Here is a 19,458-nt window from a genome sequence, read left to right as displayed (position 1 = left end):
CTCGCCCCGGTGCCTCGACACCGCACCGGGAAGCGGGAGCGCGGACGGTCGCGGACAGGATCCCATCGAAGGGTCGTCCGGGGGGACGCATCGCGTCACGTGGGCCGTGTGAGGCGATGCGCCGGGGTCGGACCGTGCTCGTGCCCGGAGAGGTCAGAGCAGGGAGAGCTGCTCCGGCGCCGCGGGAGGCCGCGGCCGTCGGACCGTGCGCGCCGCCCGGCCGGTGGAGCGCCCCACGCCGTATTGCCGCGCCAGCTCGGCCACCTCGCGCCCGATCCGCTCCCGATACGCCTTCGGAGCGTAGGCGCCCCTGCCGTACAGCTCCTGGTAGCGCGGGACGAGACGCGGGTGCTCGCGGGAGAGCCAGGCGAGGAACCACTCCCGGGCGCCGGGGCGCAGGTGCAGCACGATCGGCGCGATGTGGGTCGCCCCGGCCGCCGCGATCTCGCGTACGGCCGCGTCCAGCGCGCTCGGCGAGTCGGTGAGGTAGGGGAGGATCGGGGCCATCAGCACGCCACACGGAACGCCGCGGCCGTTGAGCGTGGCGCAGACCTCCAGCCGCTTGCGCGGCGCGGGCGTCCCCGGCTCGACCGAGCGCCACACGTCCCTGTCGAGGAAGCCGGCCGACACGGCCGTGCTCACCTCGGTCACCTCGGCGGCCTCGGCGAGCAGGTCGAGGTCGCGCAGGATCAGCGACCCCTTGGTGAGGATGGAGAAGGGGTTGGCGGCGTCCCTGAGCGCGGTGATGATGCCGGGCATCAGCGCGTATCGCCCCTCGGCCCGCTGGTAGCAGTCGACGTTGGTCCCCATTGCGATGGACTGGCCGCGCCACCGGGGGGCGGCCAGTTCCTTGCGGACCAGGTCGGGCGCGTTGACCTTCACCACGATCTTCGAGTCGAAGTCGTGGCCGGCGTCCAGGTCGAGGTACTCGTGCGACCGGCGGGCGAAGCAGTAGACGCACGCGTGGCTACACCCCCGGTAGGGGTTGACGGTCCACTCGAACGGCACCTGGCTCGCCCCGGGCACCCGGTTGACGATCGAGCGGGCGTGGACCTCGTAGAACGTGATGCCGCGGAACTCCGGGGTGTCGAACGTCCTGGTCACCGCGCCGCGGGCGAAGAGCGGAACGGCAGGCTCGCCCTGGCCGGTGTCGTCCAGCCGCAGGTTGTCCCAGCGCATGACTCGATTAGAACAAGGTTTCGAGGCGGTTCGCAACTCGGGGCGCCGGTCCGCGGGCTCCCGTGTCCGGCGAGCATCGCGATCGGTCGGTGATCGGATGGGCGGCACAAGACGCTGCAATCAGGTTCAACGGGCACTTCCGGCCGCAAAAGTTACGCGGAGTTACTTCTTCTCTGGTGCCGTCGACACGCGCCGCCCGCGACGCCAACGGATCGCAAATACCCGACCAGGAAACGGCTAACGATCTTCATCGTTGGGCAGAACGTCCGCACACACCTTGCATTACCGGGAGGTGCGCCATTATGGCCTGGTCGCAGGATGAAGAGCGGATGCTGGCGTTGATCGAACAGCACCTCACCGATGAGGATCCGCGGCTCGCCGCCCGGCTTGATTCGTTCAACGAGCGGGTCGAGCGCCGGCAGCGGGGACGCCGGCGTGATGACCACGTGCGACGGCGAGGCATGCCGCGGCGGTCGACGATCATCATCGTGGTGAGCTGGTTGCTGATCGCCACTTTGATCGCCACCTTGCTCATCATGGCGTTGCACAACGACGCCGCCGCCTTTCCCGCCTGAGCCGCCCGGCACGCCCGCCGCCTCGCCGAACGCCGGGCCCGTCACGCCCGTGGCCTGACCGGTTCCTTCCGGGGCCGGGCTCGGCCGTGAGGTCAGCGCGCGGCCTCGGGCGACCCGTGCATGGTGAAGTTGTCGAAGCCGACCTTGAGCGTCGCCGTGCTCTTCTCGCCGACCCGGGCCATGATGCCGACCAGGCCCCTCGGCAGTGGCCGGGCGTCGACCACCGACGCGGCCCGGGACCCGTTGACCCACATGGTCAGCTCGACGCCCTCCTGGGTCGTCCGGCACCTGGCCTGCAGGCTGGTCGGCTCGCCCTTCTTCGCCGCGTCCGTCCCGTCCGGCGAGGACTGGTCGTTGCCGACGTCGTCCGCGACCTTCGCGTCCGTCTGCGCCCGGGCGGTCAGGTCACCGCCCGCGTCCTCCACGACCTTCCTGATCCGCGCCCGCCCGGCGGTGTCGAGGAGGAACTCGTACCGGGTGACCTTGCTTCCCTGCGGATCCTGCCGGCAGTACAGGCCGTACTCGCCGGTGCCGCCCGCCACACCCCTGACCGTGGTCTCCACGCCCAGCAGGTAGTCATCGGGGACGGTCGGCGTCGGCGTCTCACCGGGCGAGGGGCTCTGCGGCTCGGCGGTGAAGGGGATCGGGGCGTCCTCTCCCAGTTCGCTCTTGTCCTCGCCGTAGGCGTCCAAGGCGTAGAAGCCGCCCGGCGCGTACCCCTGCCGCTGGTACTTCTCGCCGGTGTAGGTGCTGCCCCAGCCGGTGCCGCTCCGGCTGAAGTCGTCCTGGTAGAGCAGCAGCAGGTCGGTCGGCGGTCCGCCAGGGGCAAGCGCCGTGTACAGGGTGACGCCGACCGCGACGACGAGCGCGGCGGCGCCCGCGCCGATCAGCAGCCGGGTGCGGTGGGCCGAGGAGGACGGCCGCGTGACGTCGGCGCCGGGCCGCGGGCCGGTCGGGGCCTCCGCCCCGAACGCGCCCGGCGGGGACCAGGACGGCGGCCGCCCGTCAGGCGCGGAGGCCCACGGCGCCTGCGCCGTGTACGCGGTCGTGTGTTGCGGCGCGGCGGGGACGGTCGCGGTCTGCTGCCAGGTCGTCTGCACCGAGTGCGCGGTCTGCTCCGGCGCGGCGGCCCGGCCCACCATCTGGTCGAGGAGCTGCTGCGAGGTGGGCCGCCACTCGGGATCCTTCGCCAGCGCGCGGGCGACCAGGTCGCGCAGCGCCGGCTCCAGCCCTTCGAGGTCCGGCTCGTTGTTGAGCACCTGGTACAGCACGGCGTGGAGGGTCTCGCCGTGGAACGGCGCGCGGCCGGTGGCGGCGAAGGCGACGAGGCAGCCCCAGGAGAAGACGTCGCAGGCCGGGGTGATCGGCTCGCCGCGCAGCACCTCGGGGGACATGTAGCGCGGGGTGCCGATCAGCTCGCCCGTGCCGGTGATCCCGCCGAGCGTGTCGCGGGCGCGGGCGATGCCGAAGTCGATCACGCGCGGTCCGACGGGGGAGAGCAGCACGTTCGACGGCTTGAGATCGCGGTGGATCACTCCGGCGCCGTGGATGGCCGCCAGCGCGGTCGCCACGCCCACGGCGAGGGCGTCCAGGCTGGAGCCGCGCAGCGGCCCGGACGACTGTACGGCCTCCTCCAGGTTGGGGCCGGGGACGAACTCGGTGACGACGTAGAGCTGGTCGCCGTCGAGCGCGGCCTCGATCACCGCGGCGGTGCAGAACCGGCGGACCCGGGACGCGGCGTCGGCCTCGCGGCGGAAGCGCATCCTGAACTGCTCGTGCCGGCTGAACTCGGGGTTGATCACCTTGATGGCGACCTGCTGGCCGTCCGGGGACTCGCCGAGGTAGACCGTGCCCATGCCGCCCGCGCCCAGGCGTCCAAGCAGGCGATATGCGCCGATGTGAGGGGGGTCTCCCGGAGTGAGGTCGTTCACCACGCCATCCAACCGCGTACCGTCATATTTCGCACATTCAGCGGCAAAGCCTACAGAGATCTCCGAGGAGGCCGGGACCTGCGGCGAACGCTCCCCGGTTAGCCGAGGCCCTTGAGGAAGGCGGCGGCGATCGGCGCGGCGACCTTCCCGCCGCCGCCCCCGCCCTCGACGACGACGGCGAAGGCCACGTCGCCGCGGTAACCCATGAACCAGGCGTGGGAGTCCAGCTTCTCGCCGGTGCCGAACTCGGCCGTCCCGGTCTTGCCTGCCGTACCGGCGGGGAGGCCCGCGGAGCGAGCCGTGCCCTTGCTCACGACGGCCTTCATCATCGAGCGCAACTGCTCGGCGACACCGTCCGGCAGCTTCTTCGGCGTGACCTTCTGCTTGAGGTCGGGCACCAGGGTCGGCGGGCGCCAGGTGCCGTCCGCCACCGCGGCGGCGACCGTCGCGACGACCAACGGGCTCGCGGTGATCCGGGCCTGGCCGAAGGACTCCGCGGCCAGCTCCGCGTCACTGCTCGCCTTGGGCATGCTCGCCTTGGTGACGGGGACGCCGATGTTGAGCGGCTGGTTGAAGCCGAGGTCGGAGGCGATGTCGTAGAGCTTCTGCGCGCCGAGCTTGGCCGCCGCCAGCGGGGCGAAGGTCGTGTTGCACGAGTGCGCATAAGAGTCGAGGAACGACAACGCGCCGAACGCCTCGTGGTCGGAGTTGCGGATCTTCAGGCCGCCGACGCTGGCGGTCTCGGGGCAGGTGACCCGCGCCGACGGGGTCAGGCCCTCCGCCAGCAGGGCGGCGGCGGTGATGGTCTTGAACGTGGAGCCGGGCGGGTAGCGGCCGTCCAGCGCCCGGTTGAAGCCGCCCACGTTGTTGACGACCGCGAGGATCTCGCCGCTGGACGGCCGTACGGCGACGAGCGAGGTGGGCTTCTTCACGTCGCGTACGGCGTCGGCGGCCGCGCGCTGGACCCGCAGGTCGAGGCTGGTCGTGATGTCGCGCCCCGCCGCGCCCTTGATCGTCTTCAGCGTCTTGTCGCCGCCCCGGATCTCGGTGGTCGGCGTGCCGGCCAGCCGCCGCTGGAACGCCTCCTGCAGGCCGCCGCGTCCGATGGCGTCGCCGGCCTTGTACGCCGAGCCCAGGGCCTTGACGTCCTTGGCCGCCGCCTTGTCGAGGTAGCCGACGAGCTGCGCGACCGACCCGCCCACGTCGCCGCCGTCGATGCGGTTCCCGGCCACGTCGGTGATCTTGCCTCGGGCCGGCCAGGTCGTCTTGAGGGACAGATGGTTCGTGCCGGTCAGCTCAGGATGCGCGGCGCGCGGGGTCCAGGCGACCTTCCAGTAGTGGTCCTTGACCACGAGGTCGATCGTCCCGTCGTAGGCCCACTCGCCGACGTCCTTCAGCGTGGCCGTCGCGCGATAGGCGGCGGTGGCCCGGTCGTCTCCGGACGGGGTGACCGCGCCGAGGGCGACGGCGACCGCGGTCGCGCCGAGGTTCTTGGTGAGCTCGGCGTAGGCCGCGTCGAAGCCGGGCGCCTGCGCGGTCAGCTCCGCCTTCATCGCGGTCAGGTCGCCCCGGGACCAGGCGTCGGCGAACCGCCGTGCGGTCTCCTGCGGGGTGCCCCTGGTGTGCAGGACGTAGTAGGCGCCGCCCGCCGCGCCCCCGGCCAGAACCACCGCGACGGCGGTTGAGATCGCGATCGTACGTCCTCGGGGCATGCGCCGCCTCCCAGCCTCGAAACCGGCACAGAGCCTATCGCGGTCAAATCGCCCTACATGCCTCGGTCAAGAAGAGTTTTTGACGCTGGCCGCGTATTTGTTGACGTACTCCTGGCCGGACAGGTCGCGGATGCCGGCCATGATCTCGTCGGTGACCCGGCGCCGATCGCGGGCGCTGCCCGGGTCGCCGGTGTAGACGGTCGGGGCGCCGAGCCGTACCCCGATGCGGGTGAGCCGTGGCACGGTGGCCCCCGGGGGCAGCACACGGTCGAGCCCCTTCATGGCGACCGGGATGACCGGGGCGCCGGTGGTGAGCGCGAGCCAGGCCACGCCGATCTTGCCCTTGTAGAGACGGCCGTCGGGGGAGCGGGTGCCCTCGGGATAGATGCCGAAGAGCTCGCCCTCCTTGAGCACCTGCGCGGCGGCGTCCAGCATGGCCTGCGCGGCGCCGGCGCTCTCCCGGTCGATGGCCAGGTTGCCCGTGGTGCGCATGAACATCGCCGTCACCGGGTTGCCGGTGAAGTATTCGTTCTTGGCGACGAACGTCACCTTTCGCGGCAGCAGCGCCGGGAGGAAGAACGAGTCGAGGATGGAGAGGTGGTTGGACGCGAGGATCGCGGGTCCGGTCTCGGGCACGTGCTCCCTGCCCTCGATCACCGGGCGCCACAGCAGCCGCACGGTGGGCGCGGTGACAATCTTGGCGATGCGGTAGAGCACGGGTACTCCTTCGGATCTCCGCCGTCCTGCCTGCGTGGGCGACGACGCGATCAACCCTAAGCCAGCGCGGGGTGTGACCGCCGTGCGCGTCGCGTCCCAAGGTTCGGTACGGCTTGACCTGATCGTCGTTTTGGGTAGCGAAAACCCCCGCGAGAGCGGGTCTCGCGGGGGTTTTCCACGTTTAAGCCGATGTGGTGGTCGCCTCCTCGGCGAGAGGCACAACACGGCTCCAGCCGAACGGTATTCCGTGAAGGCGGTAATTGCGGCCCGGGGGACACATCCACATCGGCAGTACTAAGCCTATAGGACGGCCGGCCGTGGTCATTCCGGCTCCCCGGATTCACAGCCTCTCCACAGTCGGTTCGTTATGTGATGCTATATCCGTTTTGTCAGGATTTTTCGTGTGAGAAGTGGAGGCCGGTCGGTGGAGCGCGTTCCCGCGGCGCGAGCCCCCGAGTCGCCCTGCTGCGGGCGGAGAGGGAACGACCGGGGCGCCGGCCTGATCCGAGTTGGGCTCAGTGGCCTGCAACGGCGAAAGGCCGCCCCCCATCACATGGAGCGGCCCTTCGTCTTGGAAGAGAGAACGCACCTGTGTGACGCCCCACTCCCGCGGAGGGTTCACACGGCGCTCCAGGGTCTCGGCCCCGCGGCCCCGGCCGTTCCACAGGCCGGCCCGTCCGGAGCTCACGTGCCTCTCGGGTCGCCGTCCGGCGCCAGGGGGCGCAGCCGCCGGTACGGTGAACAGGTGATCGAGACCGAGCGGCTGGTGCTGCGGCGCTGACGGGAGTCGGACCGTGAGCCGTTCGCGGCGTTGAACGCGGACCCCGAGGTGATGGAGTACTTCCCGTCCACCCTGACGAGGGAGCGGAGCGACGCGCTCGCCGACCGCCTGGAGGCGGAGTTCGAGGAGCGCGGCTTCGGCCTGTGGGCCGTCGAGCTGTCGGGGGAGTTCATCGGCTTCACCGGCCTGTCCGTACCGCGGTTCACCGCGCATTTCACGCCCTGCGTGGAGGTCGGTTGGCGGCTGGCCCGCTCCGCCTGGGGCCACGGCTACGCGAGCGAGGCGGCGCGCGCCGCCCTCGACCACGGCTTCGGGACGGTCGGCCTGCGGGAGATCACCTCATTCACCGCCGTCGTGAACACCCGTTCCCGCCGGGTGATGGAACGCATCGGGATGCGGCACGACCCGGACGGCGATTTCGACCACCCGGCCCTGGCGCAGGACAGCCCGCTGCGCCGGCACGTCCTCTATCGGATCGGCGCCGACGGTTCTGCGCGGCGGTAACTACACATCATCACGCCGGAGCCCGATGTCGCCGTATGGGTCAGCTGGAGTCCGAGCGGGGTGTCACCGCTGAAGAGTCTCTTCCCGCCGCCGACCACGATGGGATAGGTCAACAGCACGAACTCGTCGATCAGTTCTTCGCGTAGCAGGACGGGGATCAGGGTGCTGCTGCCCCAGACGCTGATCTGGTTGTGTCGCTCCTTCAGCCGAAGGACCTGCTTGGCCACATCATCCCCATTGAGCACCGTCGCGTTGGTCCACTGTGCCGTCCGCAGGGTCCGTGACACGACGTACTTGGGCTGGCTGTTCAGTTTGGCGGTTCTCGGATCCGCTGGATCGGCTCCGGGCCAGTAGCCGGCGAACAGTTGATAGGTCCTTCGGCCGAGCAGGAGCGCGTCCGCGCTCAACACCGACTCAGCGGTCCGCTGGTCGACCATCGGGTCTGCGTACGGCCCCGTCCAGCCATCAAGCTCGAACCCGCCGTCACGGTCCTCGTCCGGAAGGCCAGGCGCCTGAATCACGCCGTCGAGTGTGACGAACGCCGTCACAACGATCTTCCCCATATGTGCCCCTTCAGGGTCGTGGTGGTGTCATCGGCCGGCGCCGAAGGCGGCCAGGACAGGGGCGGGCGTCCGTTCCGCGAACCGCCGCCGGAAGTCGAGCACGCCGACCCAGGTCGGCCGCAGGGCGATGCGCACCATCCGTAGCCCGGGTTGATCGATCGCCTGGATATAGGCGGCCCCGGCTTCCTCACCCATCATCCTGCGCTGCATCGTCGCGTATTCGGGGAGAACGCCCTCGACCTCGGTCAGCGCGACCTGCCCGCGAAGCATGAGTACCTGCGGGGGAGCGTCGGTGGTGTCGATGCACGTGGCGACGTCGGGGCGGGCGCGCAGGTCCCGGATCTTGTAGGTGCCGGCGAACGCGGCGATGACCAGTTCGTCGCCGGTCCACAGGAAGTTGACCGGGATCAGCCGTGGCGTCCCGTCCTTGCCGGTGTAGGCCAGGCGCGCCACAAGGGACGTGGTGAGCAGATGCTGCGCCGTGGGCGTGTCCAGCAGCCGTAGGTCACCTTGCGGCAGGTCTGCACCTTCGTTGTCGAGGAGGCTCATGACGATCAACGTAAAGGAGCTAGTCCTAAAAAACAAGTAGGGGTCCTAATTAAGGATTAGTGCCCTAGGATGGAGACATGAGCCGTAGCTATGGCGATCTGTGTGGTGTGGCCCGCGGACTGGACGTCGTCGGGGAACGGTGGGCGCTGCTGGTGGTTCGAGACCTCCTGCTCGGTCCCAAACGCTTCAGCGACCTGCTCGGCGGACTGCCCGGCGTGAGTCCCAACGTGCTGAGTCAGCGGTTGCGCGAGCTTGCCGAGCACGGCGTCATCCGGCGCCGCGACCTCGGGCCACCGGCCCGAGTCCACCTCTACGAGCTCACCGAATGGGGCCGCGGCCTCGAACCCGTCCTGCTCGAGCTCGGCAGATGGGGAAGCCACGCATCACCTCCGCCTGAAGGCGTGTTCGGCATCGACTCCCTGTTGCTGAGCATCAAAGCGGGCTTCGACCCGGCACGAGCCGCCGAACTGCGCGGCGTCTATGAATTTCGCGTCGGCGCCGACACCTACGTCGCCGAAGTCGCCGACAACGCGGTAAAGGTCAGCCGCCGGCCGGCAACCGGACAGCCCGACGCCGCTCTCACCACGGACGTGGACACCCTCCGTGCCGTGTGCGATCACCGGATGACCGTCCACGACGCCACCCGATCCGGCCTCGCGCGCCTCGACGGCGAAGAAGACGCCCAGCAGCGCCTCCTCGACCTCCTCCTGACGCCATTCCCGCCCATCCGTTAGGAGGTCCTCGGCGCCTTCCCGAACGGGTGCCGTCAGGCTGCGCTGAGGTGCGGGCGGGTGTCCATGCCGAGGCGGAGCCGTCCGTACGGGTGGATGGGCGCGGCTCTGCCGGAGTGAGCGGTTCCTCGATCCAGATCTCGTGGGGATATCAGGAAGTTCATGATTCGGCGAGGAACTTCGGGAGGAGGTGGGGCGTCATTCATAACATGAGCGACGAGACGCAAATCCATCGGTTCCGGCACCTGCCGGAGCGGCCGGACCCGGCAACGTGGCAGTCTGATCTGGATGAGAGGCCGTTGCCGCAGGTAGTCGCCGAGCCGGCGGAGGTGGAAGACACCGGCCTGCGCTGGGTGGCACCCGAACTCGAAGCGGCACGGCAAATCAGCGATGCGATCGTACGGCGCCGCGGTTCCCGTGACTGAACGGAACATGTGAACGACCGCCGAAGCGTGTTCCACGTGATCCTTCCGGTCGGATTCGCCCTCATGGCCCTGCGCAGTAAGCGCCACGACAGATTGGCCTCGTAGGGGCCTGTGCCGTGGTCACTTGGCCTCGATGGAGAGTCCGGCTCCGATCGGACCGCCGGCAAGTGGAGGCGGCCGGTCTTCTTCGGGTCGCGTTCGACGATGTGAGTGCGGCGGCGTTTGTCATCGACATACCCCGGGGGGTACATTACGGGCATGGAGTTGAACCAGGCCATGGTCGGCGACGCGGTGACGCGTCTGCGGCGCGCGCACGGTCAGTTGGCCGGCGTGATCGCGATGATCGAGGCGGGGGAGGACTGCGCGAAGGTGCTGACCCAGCTCGCCGCGGTCTCCAAGGCCCTCGATCGGGCCGGGTTCAAGCTGGTCGCGACCGGCCTGCGGCACTGCCAGGCCGCCCAGGAGCGTGGCGAGCAGGCTCCGATGAGCATGGCCGAACTCGAGAAGCTGTTCTTGGCGCTGGCGTAAACGGCGCCGTACGCACGCACCCCCTGAGCAAGTTCCGCTGTTCAATGCTGCCGTCCAGGCCGCTTTATGTGCTGAATATACCCCCAGGGGTATAGGGAAAGTGAGGTATCCGATGACTACGAACGCTGCATCCTCCACCGTCGACGTGACCACGGCGCGTGCGCTGATCGAGTCCAATTCCGACGTGCTCGTCGTCGACGTGCGGACTCCTGCGGAGTTCGAGACCGCGCACATCAACGGCGCGATCAACCTGCCGCTCGATCAGGTCGACGCCCACCTGCGCCAGATCGTCGCCGACGCGGGCGGGTCGATGCTGCTGATCTGCCAGTCGGGCAACCGCGCCACCCAGGCGCAGAAGAAGCTCTGCGAGGCCGGGCTGCCCGGCACGGCCGTGCTGTCGGGCGGGATGAACTCCTGGATCGCCTCCGGCGCGCCCGTCGTCCGGGGCAGGCAGAAGTGGAGCCTTGAGCGCCAGGTGCGGCTCGTCGCGGGCGGCATCGTGCTGACGTCCATCGTGGCCGACCTGTGGCTGCCCGGGGCGCGGTACGTGGGCGCCTTCGTCGGTGCGGGTCTGGTGTTCGCCGCCGTGAGCGACACCTGCGCGATGGGCATGCTGCTCGCCCGACTGCCCTACAACCGCGGCAGGGCCGACGCCGCCGAGGCGATGGCCTGCATCGCCCGGCCCGCCCGCGCCCGGAACTGACCCCTTCTCCTTCGTTCCGTACGGCGGGGCCGTCTGTCTCATATATACCCCCCCGGGTATAGAGGAAAGGCAATGCAATGCTCATCGTGACCCTTGCCGTCGCTGTGGTGGTCGGCCTGACGCTCGGGTTGTTCGGCGGCGGTGGGTCGATCCTCACCGTGCCGATGCTCGTCTACGTCGCGGGCGTCCCGGCCAAAACGGCGATCGCCATGTCCCTGTTCGTGGTGGGCGTGACGAGTGCGGTCAGCGCCATCGGGCATGCCCGGGCCGGACGGATCCGATGGAAGACCGGGCTGATCTTCGGCGCCGCCGGCATGGCCGGCGCCTACGGCGGCGGCCTGCTCGGGCCGCGTCTGCCCGAGGCGCTGCTGATGGCCGCGTTCGCGCTGATGATGGCCGCCACCGCGATCGCGATGATCCGCGGCCGCAAGACGCCGTCACATGACCCCGCCCGCACGGACCTGCCGATCGCGCACGTGGTCGTCGAGGGTGTGGTCGTCGGTGTCGTCACCGGGCTGGTCGGCGCGGGCGGCGGGTTCCTGGTGGTCCCCACGCTGGTGCTGCTCGGCGGCCTGCCCATGAGCGTCGCTGTCGGCACCTCGCTGATCGTCATCGCGATGAAGTCGTTCGCCGGCCTGGCCGGATACCTGCAAAGCGTCCCCATCGACTGGCCGATCGCGCTCTACGTCACCGCCGCCGCGGTCGTCGGAGGCCTCATCGGCGGGCAGCTCGCCGGGCGGATCCAGGCGGACCGGCTCCGCAAGGCGTTCGGCTGGTTCGTGCTCGTGATGGGTGTCTTCGTGCTGAGCCAGCAGGTGCCGCCGGAACTGCTCCACTCGGCGTGGGGTCGGGCCGTACTGGCCGCCGCCGCCCTGGTGGCCGTGGCCGTCGCCGCGTACCTGCTCTCCGTGCGCCGGGGGCGGCGGCAGAGGGGCCGGGCGACGCGCGTACCGCAGCTGTCGCAGACCGACCGCCGCTGACCAACGCGGCGATCCGAAAGGGAGGGAGCAGTCATGACCGTGGAACTGACCAAGGACAACTGGAACACGATGGTCGCCTCCGACGGCATCGTGCTCGTGGATTTCTGGGCCGCCTGGTGTGGGCCGTGCCGCCGCTTCGCGCCGGTGTTCGAGGCGGTGGCGGCCCGTAACCCGGACCTCGTGTTCGGCAAGGTGGACACGGAGGCCGAGCGGGAGCTGGCGACGGCGTTCCGCATCACCTCGATCCCGACCCTGGTCGCGATCCGGGACGGCCTCGTGGTCTTCGCCCAGCCCGGGGCGCTGTCCGAGGCGATGCTCGATGACCTGGTCGCCCGGGTCCGGGCGCTCGACATGGCGGAGGTCCGCCGCCATCTCACCCGTCAGCCGGCGCAGGGCTGAGGACACCGTTGTGCGCGGAATATACCCCCAGGGGTATTCGCCAATACAGTGGAAGGAAATGAAATGATCTTCACTCAGTACTACCTGGACTGCCTGTCCCAGGCGTCGTACCTGATCGGCGACGAGACCACCGATCGCGCCGTGGTCGTGGACCCCAGGCGCGACGTCTCTGAGTACGTCACCGACGCCGAGGCGCAGGGGCTGCGGATCGAAGGCGTGATCAACACCCACTTCCACGCCGACTTCGTCGCCGGCCACCTGGAGCTGGCCGCCCGAACCGGTGCCTGGATCGGCTACGGCAGCCGCGCCGAGGCCGAGTACCCCATCCGCAAGCTCGCGGAGGGTGAGCGCATCGAGCTGGGCGAGGTCGTGCTGGAGATCCTCGAAACGCCGGGCCACACCCCCGAGTCGATCAGTGTCCTGGTGTACGAGCACGCCCGCGACGCCGTGCCGTACGGGGTGCTCACCGGCGACGCGCTGTTCATCGGCGATGTGGGCCGCCCCGACCTGCTCGCCTCGTTCGGCGTCACCGCCGCCGAGCTGGGCCGGATGCTCTACGACAGCGTCCAGCGCAAGCTGATGGCGCTCGATGACGCGGTGCGGGTCTTCCCCGCACACGGCGCCGGCTCGGCCTGCGGCAAGAACCTGTCCACCGACAGGTGGTCGACGATCGGGCAGCAGCGCGTGGGCAACTACGCCTGCGCGCCGATGAGCGAGGACGAGTTCCTGGCCATCGTCACCGAGGGGCAGCCGTCCGCGCCCGGCTACTTCGCCTTCGACGCCGAGCTCAACCGCAAGAACCGGGGACTGCTCGACGCCGACGCGCACGCCCGTCCGCTGGCGGCGGCGGAGTTCCTGGCCGCGCGGGCCGCCGGAGCGGTCGTCGTCGACGCCAGGGACGCCCAGGAGTTCGCGCTCGCGCACCTGCGGGGCTCTCTCAACGTCGCCGCCGACGGGCGTTTCGCCGAGCGGGTCGGCATGGTCGTCAAGCCCGGCAGCGAGATCATCGTGGTCGCGCCGCAGGGGCGGGAGGACGAGGTCGTCACCCGGCTGGCCAGGATCGGCTTCGACACGGTCACCGGATATCTGCGCGACCCGGAGGCCGTCTTCCTCGCCACGCCCGACGAGGTCGCCCACTCCTCCAGGGTTACCGTCGCCGAGCTGAGCGAGGTTCTGGGAGGGGCCGAGCCCCCTGTGCTCATCGACGTGCGCAACGCCGGGGAGGTCGCCGAAGGCGCCATCGAGCACTCGATCAACATCCCGCTGGCCGAGCTCGCCGCGCGGCTCGCGGAGGTCCCGGCCGACCGCCCGGTCGTGGTCTACTGCGCGGGCGGCGCCCGCTCGGCCATCGCGGCCAGCCTGCTCACGCACCACCGGCGCGCGACGGTGTCGGACCTGCTCGGCGGGTACGGCGCCTGGCAGCGCGCGGTCATGCCCGCCGAGGCATAGGCCGGCACGGTAGGCCCCGGGGGACGGCACACGACGTCCCCCGGGGCCCTCGCTCCCGGTGTCAGCGCAGCGGTTTGGCGGTGGGCATGGACAGCCGGTCCACCGCCTCCCTGCGGCGGCGTTCCGGCCGTCTGTCATAGCGGGCGGTCGTGGCGGGTGAGGCGTGGCCGACCAGCGCCTGGGTGGTGGCGAGGTCCACGCCGGCGTCGAGCAGTTCGCCGATGAAGGTGCGCCGGAAGTCGTGCGGGGTCCGCTTGGCGGCGCCCGCGTCGGACAGGCGGCGGGCGACGATGTCGGAGACCGCCTGCCCGCTCATCCGCGTACGGCGGAGCCGGCCCGCCTTGTTGATCGCGCAGAACAGCGGGCCCGCGTCTTCGCCGCGTACCGAGAGCCACAGCTCAAGCCGGGCGACGGCGGGGGCGGTGAGGTAGGCGAACCGCTCCTTGTCGCCCTTCCCGCGCACGCGGAGGGACCGGGCGGCGGAGTCGAAGTCGGCCAGGGTGAGCCCGGCGAGTTCCGCCCGGCGGCAGCCGGTGGAGTAGAGCACGGCGAGGATTGCGCCGTCGCGCAGCCCGGTGGGGGAGTCGTCGCCGTCGCAGGCGGCGAGCGCGGCGCCCAGGACCTCGGGAGGGACGTGCCGGCCCGCGGGCACCCGGGTGTGCTTGAAGGCGGGCAGGTCCGCGGCGCGCTGGTAGTCCTCGCTGGTCATCAGACCGAGCCGCCACGCCTCCTTGAGCACGCGCCGCAGCGCCACCAGGTGCTTGTTGACGTGGGAGGGGGACCAGTCCTGCTCGCGCATCGCCGTACGGAGGCGGATGGTGTGCTCGTAGCGGAGGCGCTCCCACGGCTGGCCCGCCCCGGTGGCGTCGGGGTCGCCGGTGATGAGGCGGGCGATCCGGTCGAGGCAGCCGCGCATGGTCCGCTTCGACTCGGCGCTGGGGAGGGAGTCCAGGTAGGCGTGGTACGGATCCGCCTGGGGCCGGGCGAGAGCGCCGGATTCCGGCACGGCTGGGACGTTCATCACCGGCGATCCTATAATAAATCTACAATGTAAAGGCGCCGGGGTGTTCGAAAATCACTCTCCCCGCCTGAAAACCCGCTCCGAAGGGGAGGCCGCTCGAATCGCCGGGCTCGCGACGGGAAGAGGCCTCCTCCTTCGGCCCTCGATGGAGAAGCCGTGCGGGGCTTCCTGGAGCGCGCGGCGAGCCGTGCGGGGCGCGCGCCGGCCGCTGGGCCCGGGCTAGCGTGATGGGGGTTTCCGAGCCGGATCTTCGCGGGGAAGGGGATGATCGCCATCAAGCGTACGGTGATCGAGGGGCGGGTCGTGGGCGCCGACGTCGGCCGCGCCGTGGACGCGAGGTACGGGCACTTCACCGCCATGCAGGTGCGGGATCGGAGGGTGCGCGGTCTCGACCTGCACCTGGACCGGCTGGAGGAGGCCAGCCGGGAGCTGTTCGGCGGCGAGCTGGGGCGGGAGCGGCTGCTCGGCTCGATCGAGGCGGTCCTCGGGGACGACGTCCGCGACGCGAGTGTCCGGGTGTACGTCCTGCTGGAGGGGGAGAGCCCGCTGGTGTTCGCCACGGCGCGGCCGCCGGCCGAGATGGCCGGTCCGCCGCGGCGCGTCCGGTCGGTCGGCTACCAGCGCTTCCTCCCTCACATCAAGCATGTCGGGGGCTTCCCGCAGCAGCACCTCAGGCTGCGGGTGGGGGCCGAGGGGTACGACGAGGCGCTGCTCACCACGGCCGACGGCGTGATCTCGGAGGGGGCGATCACGAACGTGGGATGCTTCGACGGCGAGACCGTGGTGTGGCCGGAGGCGCCGATGCTGCGCGGCATCACGATGGCGCTGCTGGAGCGGGCGATGGAGCGCGAGGGGGTGCGCCAGGAGCGCCGTGTGCTCCGGGTCGGTGACCTGCCGGAGTACGACGCGGTCTTCCTCTCCAACTCCCAGGGGGTGGTCGCGGTCGGCCGGGTGGACGAGGTGGAGCTGAAGACGGACCCGTCGGCGGTGCGGCGGCTGCGCGAGCTGTACGAGAGCCTTCTCTGGGATCGGATCTGATTCCAGGGGCGGCGCGTGGGAGGGGGTGGCGCCGGTCGTGGGGCACCGGGGGCCGGGACGTGCGCGGTGGTCTCAGGCTTCCAGCGTGCTCTGTTCGATGCTCTCCGTGCGCGCGTGGAGGATCTGCTCGTTGATCTCCAGGTTGTTGATCAGTCTCAGGGTGGCCACGAGGGTGTTGCCGAGCAGTCCGCCGGCGACTTCGCCGTACTCGATCTGGCAGAGGGCGTCGACGGCGGGGTCGTCGGTGACGGCGCGACGGTGGCCGGGCCACGCGGTCTCGGCGCACATCTCGGCGGCGGCCAGCAGGGGCGCGACGGAGTGGCTCTTGGCGTGGGGGACGGTGAGCGTGAGGAGTTCGCGTTCGACCCGCCTGAGCCGTACGCCTTCGGATTCGCCGCCGAACAGGAGGGCGTGGAGCACGTCCTTGGCCTGGCACAGCAGCGCCTCGCCCTGAGAGGAGCGGCAGGACGCGGGGATCAGGTCGGCTCCCTTGGGTGGCGGGTTGCGCAGGTAGCCCGCGGCCTCCAGGACGTCGCGTTTGAGCGCGGCGTAGCGCTGGAGGTATCGGGGGAGGGACTCCTCGTCCAGGTGGAGGAGGCGGATGCGGGCGGCCCGTTCGGCGCGCTCCTCCTCGGTCTCGCGTACGGGGCGTTCGTGACGGGCCTGGCGCGGGATGGTGGGCGCGTCGGGTGGTTCGGTCGCGCTCGTGCCGGCGGGTAGGTCGGTGGTGGAGAGGTCGGCGGTGTCGTCGAGGTGGGTGAGCGCCAGGATCTGTTCGACCAGCCATTCGGTGGGCTGGGCGCGCAGGTGGTCCCGGAGGCGCTCGCGCAGCTCGTCCGCCAGCTCGCTGCGGATCTGGGTGACGATCTGGGCGATCTCTGACAATCGTTCTCCCTGGTGGTGTGGTCGGAGCGCGGCCATTGTGCCAGCCGGGGCGCTCGAGATCCGGAAGTCGCGGATCTGGGGCTCTCGCCTTCTCTGGCGTCCTTTGCCGAGGCGGCCCGACGCGAGCATCTCCTCTCACTCGTCAGAGGCGGACTCCGGTGTCGCCCGATGACGCGCCCGGAATGATCCGGGGGAGACGCCCGTCCGCGCCGTACGTGGGTCGGCGATCAGGAAGCCCGCGGGTTCGGACCGGTGCCGCGCGCGGCGGTTTCGGGTTCGCCCGGGGTGTGGCGGGCGGGCAGGCGGAGCGCGAGCAGGGCGATGTCGTCCTCGTTGTCCTGCGGGCGGGCGCGCGCGATGAGCTGGTCGCAGAAGACGCCGAGCGGTCGGCGGGCGAGCGAGGCGGCGTGGCGGGCGAGGTCGGCCATCCCGCGGTCGATGGGCTCGCGCGGCGACTCGATGAGGCCGTCGGTGTAGAGGACGAGGGTGGCCCGGGGCGGGAGGGGGGTGATGGCGTTGGGGCGTCCGGTGGGCATGCCGACGCCGAGCATGAGGCCCTGTCCGTCGTCCAGGAAGGAGACCTTGCCGTCATCGGTGACCAGCAGGGGCGGCGGGTGGCCGGCGCTGGTCCAGTGCAGCCGCCAGGGGCCGCCTTCGGGGCCTTCCACGCGGGCGAACACCAGCGTGGCGAGGGTGGCGGTGGTGATGTGGGGGAGCGCCCAGTCCAGCCGGTCCACTACGAAGCTGGGCGGCCCTCCGTAGTATTCCCAGGCGTACGCGCGGAGGATGTTGCGGAGCTGGGACATCTGGGCGGCGGCGGTGAGGTCGTGGCCGATCACGTCGCCGATGACGAGGGCGGTGACGCCGTCGGGGAGGATGAACAGGTCGTACCAGTCGCCGCCGACTTCGGATGCGTGTGGCGCGGCGAGGTAGCGGGCGGTCATCTGCAGGTCGTCGATCTCGAGCATCGGCGGGAGCAGGTGGCGTTGCATGGTTTCGACTGAGCGGCGTTCCCGCTCGTACAGGCGGGCGTTGTCGACGGCGAGTCCGGCGCGGCGGCCGATGTCGTCGACGAGGGACAGTTCGGTGGGGCCGAACGTCCGGGAGTCGGCGGCCCGTCCGACGGTCAGGGCGCCGAGGACCTGGTGCAGGTGGCCTCGCAGGGGGGCGATGACGGCGGAGTGCATGCCGGTGGAGGTGAAGAGGTCGCGTTGCACGGCGGCGATGCCGGAGTCGGGGAGGGCGTCGTACATTTCGGGTTCGATGAGCATGGTCGGTGCTCCGAGCAGCACCTGGGACAGGGGTTGCCGGGAGTGTTCGGTCACGGGGGGCAGGGGGCCTTCGAGGTCCGTGACGTTGACGATGGCGCCGTTCTCGTGGTGGACGACGGTTACGCGGCGTAGTTCGTCGTTGTCGTCGAGGAGGTCGACGATGGCCCAGTCGGCGAGGCGTGGGACGACGAGCCGGACGAGCCGGCGCAGGGCCTCGTCCATGTCGAGGGTCGAGGTGAGCGCGACGGTGGTTTCGGCGACGAGGGCGAGGCGGTCGGTGAGGTCGACGAGTTCGGTGTGGTGGGAGCGGTCCGGCTCCTCGTCGGGGGTTCGGGGGGAGAAGACGACGATGTTCCCGGCGGGTTCGTCGTCGATGGTGTAGGCGCTGCTGACGCAGCGGACGGGGAGGAGGCTGCCGTCGCCTCTGGCGAACCACTCGCTGTCCGCGTGGGTGGTGCCGCCGGCGAGGAACGCCTGGATCAGGCGGCATTCGGACCGTTGGGCGAGGGTGCCGTCGGCGGTGCGGTGGAGTTGGTCGTGGGCGTCGTGGCCGACGAGGTCGGCGGCGGTTCGGCGGAGCAGTTGCTCGCCGCGGGGGTTGATGTAGACGAGGCGTGCCTGTCTGTCGAGTACGTAGACGCCGGCATCGAGGGAGGGGAGGAGGCGCCGGAGCAGTTGGTCGCGCTCGTCGGGGCCCAGGGGAAGGCGGAAGGGCGGGGGCGGCTCGTCGTGTCGGCGGCCTGGGGGGTGGGGGGCCTCCGGTGGTGGTCCTTCATGGCGCGGCGGATGTGCCATGGCCGTGTCTCCTCTCGGCGAGGATGTCACCGTGCCGTTGTGGCGCTTCTCCCATCATCGACCCCGGGGGTGAGTGGGTTGCGTCGCGCCCGGTGGTCGGGGCCAGGCGTCTATGATTAGTGAGGTGGCTAACTCAACAGTGTCCCGGTCGGCTGACAAGCGGCGGAGGTTGACGGCTGCGGCCGCCGACGTCCTCCATCGGCAGGGTGTGGAGCGCACCACCATCGCCGACATCGCCGCCGCGGCCGATGTGCCGGTGGGCAACGTGTACTACTACTTCAAGACCAAGGACGAGCTGGTTCAGGCCGCCCTGGCCGAGCATGCCGCTCACCTGGCCGAGCTGACCGGCGAGCTCGATCGGCACCCCGACCCCCTCCACCGCCTCAAGGCCCTGGTCGCCGCCTGGGTGGAGCAGCGTGACGTCGCGGTCCGTTTCGGCTGCCCTACCGGCACCCTGGCCGCCGAACTGGACAAACGTGCCGAGGGAGGGCTCGATGAGGAGGCGGGCAAGGTCATCGGTCTCCTGCTGGGCTGGGTGGAGCGCCAGTTCCGGGAGCTGGGCCTGCCCGACCCCGACGGCCTGGCGCTCACCCTGGTCGCCGGCTACCAGGGCATGTCCCTGCTGGCCAGCGCCCTGCGCGACCCGGACGTCATGACCCGTGAAGGAGCCCGGCTCACCCGCTGGCTCGACTCCCTGTCGCAGGGCGGCGCCTCCTGAGGAC

The 19,458-nt window shown here is 70.6% G+C and carries 19 protein-coding genes and 1 pseudogene; 11 read left to right on the top strand and 9 right to left on the bottom strand.

Annotation, left to right across the window (positions count from 1 at the left end):
- Window positions 1-153: 153 nt before the first annotated feature.
- On the bottom strand, window positions 154-1,179 hold the full coding sequence (locus tag ACQP1V_RS23260) for an Rv2578c family radical SAM protein (RefSeq protein ID WP_433411662.1): 1,026 nt from the start codon (window positions 1,177-1,179) through the stop codon (window positions 154-156).
- A gap of 302 nt (window positions 1,180-1,481) precedes the next feature.
- Between ACQP1V_RS23260 and ACQP1V_RS23255 the strand changes: the two genes are divergently transcribed.
- A complete protein-coding gene (locus tag ACQP1V_RS23255; protein ID WP_067133652.1) occupies window positions 1,482-1,754 on the top strand; it encodes a DUF3040 domain-containing protein in 273 nt (90 codons plus the stop codon).
- Between the two features lie 92 nt (window positions 1,755-1,846).
- On the opposite strand, the gene ACQP1V_RS23250 is transcribed toward ACQP1V_RS23255, so the two are convergent.
- From ACQP1V_RS23250 to ACQP1V_RS23240, 3 genes are all read right to left on the bottom strand, one after another.
- Window positions 1,847-3,685, bottom strand: coding sequence for a protein kinase domain-containing protein (locus tag ACQP1V_RS23250; RefSeq protein WP_433411659.1), 1,839 nt, complete (start codon window positions 3,683-3,685; stop codon window positions 1,847-1,849).
- A gap of 98 nt (window positions 3,686-3,783) precedes the next feature.
- Window positions 3,784-5,397 carry a penicillin-binding transpeptidase domain-containing protein gene (locus ACQP1V_RS23245; RefSeq protein WP_433411657.1) on the bottom strand — a complete coding sequence of 538 codons (1,614 nt, stop codon included), beginning with the start codon at window positions 5,395-5,397 and terminating at the stop codon, window positions 3,784-3,786.
- Between the two features lie 66 nt (window positions 5,398-5,463).
- Window positions 5,464-6,114 carry a lysophospholipid acyltransferase family protein gene (locus tag ACQP1V_RS23240; RefSeq protein ID WP_387414352.1) on the bottom strand — a complete coding sequence of 217 codons (651 nt, stop codon included), beginning with the start codon at window positions 6,112-6,114 and terminating at the stop codon, window positions 5,464-5,466.
- A 793-nt stretch (window positions 6,115-6,907) separates the two neighbouring features.
- On the opposite strand from ACQP1V_RS23240, the pseudogene ACQP1V_RS23235 reads away from it, so the two are divergent.
- Window positions 6,908-7,399 (top strand): annotated as a pseudogene (locus ACQP1V_RS23235) (GNAT family N-acetyltransferase); the annotation flags it as partial.
- On the opposite strand, the gene ACQP1V_RS23230 reads toward ACQP1V_RS23235, so the two are convergent.
- Both ACQP1V_RS23230 and ACQP1V_RS23225 read right to left on the bottom strand, forming a co-directional pair.
- A complete protein-coding gene (locus ACQP1V_RS23230; protein ID WP_433411655.1) occupies window positions 7,363-7,947 on the bottom strand; it encodes a dihydrofolate reductase family protein in 585 nt (194 codons plus the stop codon). The pseudogene ACQP1V_RS23235 and the gene ACQP1V_RS23230 sit on opposite strands and share 37 nt — an antisense overlap.
- Before the next feature lie 42 nt (window positions 7,948-7,989).
- Complete coding sequence (locus tag ACQP1V_RS23225) at window positions 7,990-8,511, bottom strand: pyridoxamine 5'-phosphate oxidase family protein (protein ID WP_433411653.1); 522 nt, start codon at window positions 8,509-8,511, stop codon at window positions 7,990-7,992.
- A gap of 77 nt (window positions 8,512-8,588) precedes the next feature.
- On the opposite strand from ACQP1V_RS23225, the gene ACQP1V_RS23220 reads away from it, so the two are divergent.
- From ACQP1V_RS23220 to ACQP1V_RS23190, 7 genes are all read left to right on the top strand, one after another.
- Window positions 8,589-9,245, top strand: coding sequence for a winged helix-turn-helix transcriptional regulator (locus ACQP1V_RS23220; RefSeq protein WP_433411651.1), 657 nt, complete (start codon window positions 8,589-8,591; stop codon window positions 9,243-9,245).
- A gap of 206 nt (window positions 9,246-9,451) precedes the next feature.
- Window positions 9,452-9,667 (top strand): hypothetical protein, encoded by a 216-nt coding sequence (locus tag ACQP1V_RS23215; protein ID WP_433411649.1) that lies wholly within the window; start codon window positions 9,452-9,454, stop codon window positions 9,665-9,667.
- 258 nt (window positions 9,668-9,925) lie between these two features.
- Complete coding sequence (locus tag ACQP1V_RS23210; protein ID WP_067133675.1) at window positions 9,926-10,195, top strand: metal-sensitive transcriptional regulator; 270 nt, start codon at window positions 9,926-9,928, stop codon at window positions 10,193-10,195.
- A 112-nt stretch (window positions 10,196-10,307) separates the two neighbouring features.
- A complete protein-coding gene (locus tag ACQP1V_RS23205) occupies window positions 10,308-10,898 on the top strand; it encodes a rhodanese-like domain-containing protein (RefSeq protein WP_433411647.1) in 591 nt (196 codons plus the stop codon).
- Between the two features lie 77 nt (window positions 10,899-10,975).
- On the top strand, window positions 10,976-11,878 hold the full coding sequence (locus tag ACQP1V_RS23200; protein ID WP_433411645.1) for a sulfite exporter TauE/SafE family protein: 903 nt from the start codon (window positions 10,976-10,978) through the stop codon (window positions 11,876-11,878).
- 33 nt (window positions 11,879-11,911) lie between these two features.
- A complete protein-coding gene (gene trxA, locus ACQP1V_RS23195) occupies window positions 11,912-12,277 on the top strand; it encodes a thioredoxin (RefSeq protein ID WP_433411643.1) in 366 nt (121 codons plus the stop codon).
- Between the two features lie 63 nt (window positions 12,278-12,340).
- Entirely contained in the window at window positions 12,341-13,726 is a 1,386-nt protein-coding gene (locus ACQP1V_RS23190; protein ID WP_433411641.1) for an MBL fold metallo-hydrolase, read from the top strand.
- 61 nt (window positions 13,727-13,787) lie between these two features.
- Here ACQP1V_RS23190 and ACQP1V_RS23185 read toward each other — a convergent pair whose 3' ends face one another.
- Window positions 13,788-14,747 carry a tyrosine-type recombinase/integrase gene (locus ACQP1V_RS23185; RefSeq protein WP_387414370.1) on the bottom strand — a complete coding sequence of 320 codons (960 nt, stop codon included), beginning with the start codon at window positions 14,745-14,747 and terminating at the stop codon, window positions 13,788-13,790.
- Between the two features lie 264 nt (window positions 14,748-15,011).
- On the opposite strand from ACQP1V_RS23185, the gene ACQP1V_RS23180 reads away from it, so the two are divergent.
- Complete coding sequence (locus ACQP1V_RS23180; protein ID WP_433411639.1) at window positions 15,012-15,785, top strand: aminotransferase class IV; 774 nt, start codon at window positions 15,012-15,014, stop codon at window positions 15,783-15,785.
- Between the two features lie 72 nt (window positions 15,786-15,857).
- Here the strand turns inward: ACQP1V_RS23180 and ACQP1V_RS23175 are convergent, their stop codons facing one another.
- Together ACQP1V_RS23175 and ACQP1V_RS23170 are read right to left on the bottom strand one after the other, a co-directional pair.
- Window positions 15,858-16,670, bottom strand: a complete 813-nt coding sequence (locus ACQP1V_RS23175; protein ID WP_433411637.1) for a hypothetical protein — start codon at window positions 16,668-16,670, stop codon at window positions 15,858-15,860.
- A gap of 227 nt (window positions 16,671-16,897) precedes the next feature.
- Window positions 16,898-18,736 (bottom strand): SpoIIE family protein phosphatase, encoded by a 1,839-nt coding sequence (locus ACQP1V_RS23170; protein ID WP_433411635.1) that lies wholly within the window; start codon window positions 18,734-18,736, stop codon window positions 16,898-16,900.
- Window positions 18,737-18,860: 124 nt separating this feature from the next.
- Between ACQP1V_RS23170 and ACQP1V_RS23165 the strand changes: the two genes are divergently transcribed.
- Window positions 18,861-19,454 carry a TetR/AcrR family transcriptional regulator gene (locus ACQP1V_RS23165; protein ID WP_387414376.1) on the top strand — a complete coding sequence of 198 codons (594 nt, stop codon included), beginning with the start codon at window positions 18,861-18,863 and terminating at the stop codon, window positions 19,452-19,454.
- Window positions 19,455-19,458 lie beyond the last annotated feature (4 nt).

The organism is Microtetraspora malaysiensis (assembly GCF_050947145.1).
Taxonomy (GTDB): domain Bacteria; phylum Actinomycetota; class Actinomycetes; order Streptosporangiales; family Streptosporangiaceae; genus Microtetraspora_A; species Microtetraspora_A malaysiensis.
This window is presented reverse-complemented; position numbering and strand designations above follow the sequence as displayed.